Annotated in this window: 7 protein-coding genes and 1 pseudogene; 7 read left to right on the plus strand and 1 reads right to left on the minus strand. The window is 50.4% G+C overall.

Features of this window, described 5'->3' with window-relative positions; translation table 11 throughout:
• The 4 genes from ACEW8P_RS23445 to ACEW8P_RS23460 form a co-directional block, all read left to right on the plus strand.
• Nucleotides 1-286, plus strand: a 286-nt coding sequence (locus ACEW8P_RS23445; protein WP_373515493.1) for a hypothetical protein, incomplete at its 5' end; no start/stop codon positions are given.
• A gap of 189 nt (nt 287-475) precedes the next feature.
• Nucleotides 476-1,396: an aspartate carbamoyltransferase catalytic subunit gene (locus ACEW8P_RS23450; RefSeq protein ID WP_373515494.1), complete on the plus strand. Its 921-nt coding sequence runs from the start codon at nt 476-478 to the stop codon at nt 1,394-1,396.
• A 71-nt stretch (nt 1,397-1,467) separates the two neighbouring features.
• Nucleotides 1,468-2,418, plus strand: a complete 951-nt coding sequence (locus tag ACEW8P_RS23455; RefSeq protein WP_373515495.1) for a bile acid:sodium symporter family protein — start codon at nt 1,468-1,470, stop codon at nt 2,416-2,418.
• A 92-nt stretch (nt 2,419-2,510) separates the two neighbouring features.
• Nucleotides 2,511-2,870, plus strand: coding sequence for a hypothetical protein (locus tag ACEW8P_RS23460; RefSeq protein WP_373515496.1), 360 nt, complete (start codon nt 2,511-2,513; stop codon nt 2,868-2,870).
• A 105-nt stretch (nt 2,871-2,975) separates the two neighbouring features.
• On the opposite strand, the gene fbaA is transcribed toward ACEW8P_RS23460, so the two are convergent.
• Complete coding sequence (fbaA, locus tag ACEW8P_RS23465) at nt 2,976-4,055, minus strand: class II fructose-bisphosphate aldolase (protein ID WP_373515497.1); 1,080 nt, start codon at nt 4,053-4,055, stop codon at nt 2,976-2,978.
• A 255-nt stretch (nt 4,056-4,310) separates the two neighbouring features.
• On the opposite strand from fbaA, the gene ACEW8P_RS23470 reads away from it, so the two are divergent.
• The 3 genes and pseudogenes from ACEW8P_RS23470 to ACEW8P_RS23480 form a co-directional block, all read left to right on the plus strand.
• Nucleotides 4,311-4,559, plus strand: coding sequence for a hypothetical protein (locus tag ACEW8P_RS23470; RefSeq protein WP_373515498.1), 249 nt, complete (start codon nt 4,311-4,313; stop codon nt 4,557-4,559).
• Nucleotides 4,556-5,815, plus strand: coding sequence for a hemolysin family protein (locus ACEW8P_RS23475; protein WP_373515499.1), 1,260 nt, complete (start codon nt 4,556-4,558; stop codon nt 5,813-5,815). Before ACEW8P_RS23470 ends, ACEW8P_RS23475 begins: the two co-directional genes overlap by 4 nt.
• Before the next feature lie 7 nt (nt 5,816-5,822).
• Nucleotides 5,823-6,349 (plus strand): annotated as a pseudogene (locus ACEW8P_RS23480) (hypothetical protein); the annotation flags it as partial.

The raw sequence follows: 6,349 nt of genomic DNA on the forward strand, positions 1-6,349 counted from the left end.
CCCCTGTGCCTATTTCGAGAATCGCGAAACACATTTGGGCCGATTTGTCAACGCATTTCACATAAAATGGGGCTGGCAATTTCCCATTGGTGAGCGCATGTCGATGGACACTTACGTAGGCGGCGGCATCCGCGCCCTTAACGTCAAGTACTTGGGCTTGCCGAATGATACCTCTTTCAATGGCGGTGGCGGAGGTGACTTCCTGACTTTCCGCACTGATCGCCCTGGTCGATACGAACCCAGCCCAAGCTTTTCAATGGGTTTTCACTTTGGGTGGCGGCTTTGAAGGGAAGGGGAAAAGGGGAAGAGGCACAAAGACGGTCGGCCGCTGCCGGGCAGAGTTCCAAAGGCACAAAGTTTCTGATAAAGGAAGGGTAGTCAAGTTAGAAAGCCCAAATTTTCTTTGTGCCTTTGTGCCTTTGTGCCTTTTAAAACCGAAACCCTTATCTTTGCCAAACTTTCTCACAAAAAGACGATGGCACAACTCTCGGTTCGGCATTTGTTAGGCATCAAGAATCTGAATGAGGCGGATATTCACACGATTTTAGATACCGCGACGCAGTTCAAGGAAGTCATCAACCGCCCGATCAAGAAAGTACCCTCCCTTCGCGACATTACTATTGCCAACGTCTTTTTCGAGAACTCCACCCGCACCCGCCTTTCCTTTGAACTCGCTGAAAAACGCCTTTCGGCCGATGTCGTAAATTTTTCGGCTTCGGGTAGTTCAGTCACCAAGGGCGAGACGCTGCTGGATACGGTCAACAACATCCTGGCCATGAAGGTGGACATGATCGTGATGCGCCATAGCAGTCCGGGTGCGGCGCACTACCTTTCTACCCGCATTCCGGCCAACGTCGTCAACGCGGGTGACGGTACTCACGAACACCCCACGCAGGCCCTGCTCGATGCCTTTTCGATGCGCGAAAAACTAGGCGATTTGCGCGGCCGGAAAATTGCCATCATCGGCGACATTCTGCATTCTCGCGTGGCGCTTTCCAATATTTTTTGTTTGCAAAAACTAGGGGCTGAGGTGATGGTCTGCGGACCGACAACGCTCATCCCAAAGTACCTGCCCGAACTGGGTGTGAAAGTCGGCCATGATGTACGGGCCGCACTCCGGTGGTGCGACGTGGCCAATGTATTGCGCATTCAGCTTGAACGACAGCAGATTCGGTACTTTCCTTCCCTGCGTGAGTACTCACTCTATTTCGGCATCGACAAAGCCATGCTCGACGAGCTTGACCGCGAGATCGTTTTGATGCATCCCGGCCCCATCAACCGCGGCGTTGAGCTTTCTTCCGACGCCGCTGACTCGGCGCATTCCATTATTCTAAATCAAGTAGAAAACGGCGTGGCCGTACGGATGGCGGTATTGTTTCTTTTGGCGCAGCAGTAGTTTGACCAACCACCTTTCTTTTTCTGCCAAATCCTCGAACCGCCGATGCGGTTCGAACTGAACGAAAAAAGATGAAATCCTACCTTTACACCCTCTCCATCATCGCCGCCGCCACGTTGGCGATGATTTTTCCCGAACCTTTTACGGTCATTGCGGGCTTTGAATTGAAGAACCTGATCGTCCCGCTCTTGATGATTATCATGTTCGGCATGGGGACGACAATGGGGCTGAAAGACTTCGAGGGCGTCGTCAAGAATCCCCGTTCGGTTTTCATTGGCATTTTGTGTCAGTTTTCTATCATGCCAATTGTGGGTTATACGCTGGGCACCAGTTTCGACTTTCCGCCCGAGGTAGCAGCCGGGGTTATCTTGGTAGGTAGTTCACCCAGCGGCCTGGCTTCCAATGTGATGGCCTATATCGCCAAGGCCAATGTTGCGCTCTCACTTACCATCACCGCCGTGGCAACTTTACTCGCGCCGCTTCTTACGCCCGCCCTGATGAAGTGGCTGGCCGGGACTATGGTAGAGGTCGATTTTCTGAAAATGATGGTTGATATTTTGAAAATGATCATCCTGCCTATCGGGCTGGGGCTGCTTGTCAACTACATTTTACGCAAGCAGGCCGAATGGCTTAACCGCTACATGCCGCTGGTTTCTATGATCGGCATTGCTCTCATCATCTGTATCATCACCGCTGCCGGACGCGAGAGTTTACTTACGATTGGCGTCGCATTGGTAGTTTGTACGCTCACGCATAACCTGCTGGGTTATGCGCTGGGTTATGGCATGGCAAAACTGATGCGCCTACCCGAGCAGGACTGCCGGACGGTGTCGCTGGAAGTGGGCTTGCAGAATGGTGGCCTAGCATCGGGACTAGCCCTGCAAATGGGTAAGGTGGCTACGGTAGGTTTGGCCCCCGCACTATTTGGACCGATCATGAACATTACGGGGTCGATTCTCGCCAGTTTCTGGGGCAAGAAACCGACCGAAGTACCCGAAGCAGCGGCGGCAGAAATGACTTGATGGACCGAGAAATTGGGGTAGTGATTATACCTTTCGGAACGATGTTTCGTTTTTTTGTAAAAAAACATCCCTTTTTTAAAAAAGCAAAGCCCATGAAAACAAAGGCCCTTACTAGTTGGATGCTTCTCTTCGGACTGGCGTTCATGTTTTCCTGCAAGCAGAAGGACGTCGGCCCCGACACCAGAACTTTACTAACGGCCAAATGGTGGTGCCACGACAAAAAGTTGCTCAATGACCTGAATTTCAATAGTGACGGTGCCGTGCAGGAGCGGTTTGAAGGCAAGATTGAAACAGGCCGTTGGACGCTTTCACAAGATGAAAAAACGATCGAAATCATGCAGGTAGGCGGCAACAACCAGGGAACCCGCACATTTGGTCTACAAACTATCTCTGATGATCAACTTGTTTTGACATTTTTTGGCGCTGAAAACAACTACACAAAATGCCAATAGAAGAGAATGATGAATTATAAGTGATGAATTATTATGCGCTCATTACTGCTGCGCCAGCCCATTCATCACTTATAATTCATCACCGCACGGGTGGCCCCGTCATAATCAAGCCAGCCGATTCATACAATTCAAATCTTCAAACGCTACTTTCAGGCGCTCTACCATACTTTCTTCACCTTTCCGGAGCCATACGCGTGGGTCGTAGTATTTTTTGTTCGGTGAGCCTTCACCATCAGGGTTGCCGAGTTGGGTTTGTAGATAATGCTCCGATTTGCGGTAGTATTTCAGGATACCTTCCCAAGTCGCCCACTGCATGTCGGTGTCGATGTTCATCTTAACCGCGCCATATTCGATGGCCTCTCGGATTTCTTCGCGGGCTGATCCTGAACCACCGTGGAATACGAAGTTGACGGGCAGTGTCCCGGTATTAAATTTCTTTTGAATAAACTCTTGCGAATTTTTCAAGATTTTTGGCTCCAATTTTACATTTCCGGGCTTGTAGACGCCATGCACGTTACCAAAGGCTGCTGCAATGGTAAAATTGGGCGAAATTTTGTTCAATTCCTCGTAGGCGTAGGCTACCTCTTCGGGCTGAGTATAAAGCTTCGAACTATCTATGTCGGTGTTGTCAACGCCGTCTTCCTCGCCACCCGTAACGCCCAATTCGATTTCTATCGTCATGCCCATTTTGGCCATGCGCTCGAAGTACCTGGCGCAGGTTTCAATATTTTCTTCGAGGGGTTCTTCCGATAAGTCCAGCATGTGTGAACTGTAAAGTGGTACGCCGTGCTGCTCGAAGTACTTTTCTCCGGCGTCGAGCAAACCATCGATCCAGGGAAGGAGTTTCTTAGCACAGTGGTCGGTGTGCAGGATCACGGGCACTCCATAATGACCAGCCATTTGGTGAACGTGCATTGCGCCCGAAATGCCTCCGGCGATGGCGGCTTTCTGGCCGTCGTTCGACAAGCTCTTTCCCGCGTAAAAGACGGAACCGCCATTGCTGAACTGAATCATCACAGGACTGTTGACCGCCTTAGCCGTTTCCAGCACGGCATTTATTGAATTGGTACCGACCACATTGACGGCGGGTAGGGCGTAGTCATTTTCATTGGCATGTCGGAAAATTTCACTAACGCCCTCGCCGGTCACGACGCCGGGCTGAAAGCGGGTTGCTGTATCGTTCATAGTTAGTTTTCAGGATTATTTGAAGAAAAAATTTAGGAGAATTATTAAAATGAATCATAGAAGGCATTCTGATTACGCAAGTTAGAGATTTTTCGAGTAAACCGCCGAACCATAAAGCGATCGTGGCGCGGTTTTCAAGCATTGGCAAGCATTTTTAAACTACTCTCGTTACCTTTGACAACATCAGGATTTTCGGATTCAGTAGCTGAATTATTAGAGGTTCTCCGTTATCGACTGTCCAGTTTTTTTTAAAAAATGTCCCCAAAACTTATAAAGTCCCTTTTACTTGCCGCTGCTTTAGGGTGCTTCCTGCTCTGGATCATGGAAGTTTTACGGACTGATTTGGGAAATAGTTATTGGCTGCTTATGCTGAGTTTGACTTTGCTTCTGGCCCACCAATACTACCGACTGCGGACGCAGCCCGAGGCTCCGAAAAAGCAGTCGACCCCGGCTCAGTCCAGACAAACCAGCCTTCGGCCCACCAAACGCAAGAAAAAGAAATGACCGTTCTCTACCCGGTACTTACCGCACTGTTTTTCCTGTTGGCGGGCTACTTCGGCGCGGTGCGGGCCATCCTGCTCGATGCGCCGCTCGACTGGCTGCGAGCCTCCCACTACGAGGGTGCCTCCGAAGAGGAGAGCATTCATCGCGTGGCCTACTGGCGACGAATGTTGCGCATGAGCCGTCTGACCCTTGTCGCAATAGGGTGCTTTTTTTTAATAGCTACTGCCTATATTCTTCTGCCCCGGCTTCTTGAATGGCCCGGTTGGCTGTATTGGCTGGCCCTGTTTATGGTGGCAGCATTGGCTTGGATGGTGACGTATGTACTATGGCTACGGCTAGGCCGGGCTTTTCCAAAAATCGCTACCATTCGGGCGTTTCCCGTTCGCTTCGCCGAATGGATGCTGACGCCCGTTTATTGGTTTATCGAGCCTGTTATAAGAAGACAAAACAATGGAGAGACTTCATCGCTGGCAATAAATCTTTCCAACTATGTACGTGACGAAGCGGTGGCAGCGGACGATGCTGATTTCGAGGATCATCGAAAAGAGGAAAAGATGTTTATCAACGCCCTCGATTTTAAGGATGTCCGTATTCGTGATTGCATGATTCCCCGCACCGAAATCACGGCCGTAGCGCTCGAAGACGAAATCGAGGATCTTCGCCAGGCGTTCATTAGCAGCGGACACTCCAAAATCGTAGTGTATCGCGACTCCATCGACGATGTGGTAGGTTACTGCCACTCGCTGGCCCTTTTTCGCAAGCCTAAGGAAATTTCGACTATCGTCACGCCCATGCTCATCGTCCCGGAAGCCATGTCCGCCAGCGACCTGATGTTACGATTTTTGGAAGTACGGAAAAGCCTGGCCCTGGTGGTTGATGAATTTGGCGGCACGTCGGGGCTCGTGAGCGTGGAGGATGTTGTGGAGCAGATTTTTGGTGAAATACAGGACGAATATGACTCCACTGAAGACTGGACTGAACGCAAGATAGATGAAAACACGCTCATATTGAGCGCCCGCCACGAAGTGGAATATCTAAACGATAAGTACGGGTGGGACTTCCCGGAGGGCGATTATGACACGTTGGCAGGACTGCTCATCCACGTTCACGGCGATCTGCCCAAGGTGAACGACATCATCCAGTTTGTCCCTTACACTTTCAAAGTCATTTCCATGCAAGACACGCGCATTGAATTAGTAAGGCTGACGGTGGATGAGGGCAAGGAAGACGAAAAGGGGGACATTCGAAAAAAATAGGCCACCATTGAGTACTATTTCAGAGCGCTTAGATCAGTATAAGTCCGTAGATTTTGGGTTATTAGAGAAATTAATCCTCGAACACAAGATGAAGATTTTCGATAATTCTTTACTGGCCTACTCGCTCCTACTCCTGATATTTGGTTCAAGTGCCTGCGCCCAGACCAAACCCAAAAAGTCGCACTCAGTTTCCTTCACGAAACAAACCCTCTCACGCGACTTCATCGCCGAGGGTGCAGCGGCGGGCGATGTCAATCACGATGGCAAGAAAGACGTCATGGCTGGTGCCTACTGGTTCGAGGCGCCGAACTGGACGCCACACGAACTGGCCGCGCCCAAGGAATTCAAAAAAATGGAAGGCTACAGCGATTCATTTCTGGATTTTGCGATGGACGTGAACCAGGATGGCTGGGTGGATTTGATTCGCATCGATTGGCCAGGCAAAGCCGCTGCCTGGCACGAAAACCCAAAAAACCAGCCGGGCCACTGGAAAATGCATCCGATTCATGACCACCTCGGCAATGAGTCGCCAAT

The sequence above is a fragment of the Persicitalea sp. genome (genome assembly GCF_041751555.1).
GTDB lineage: Bacteria > Bacteroidota > Bacteroidia > Cytophagales > Spirosomataceae > Persicitalea.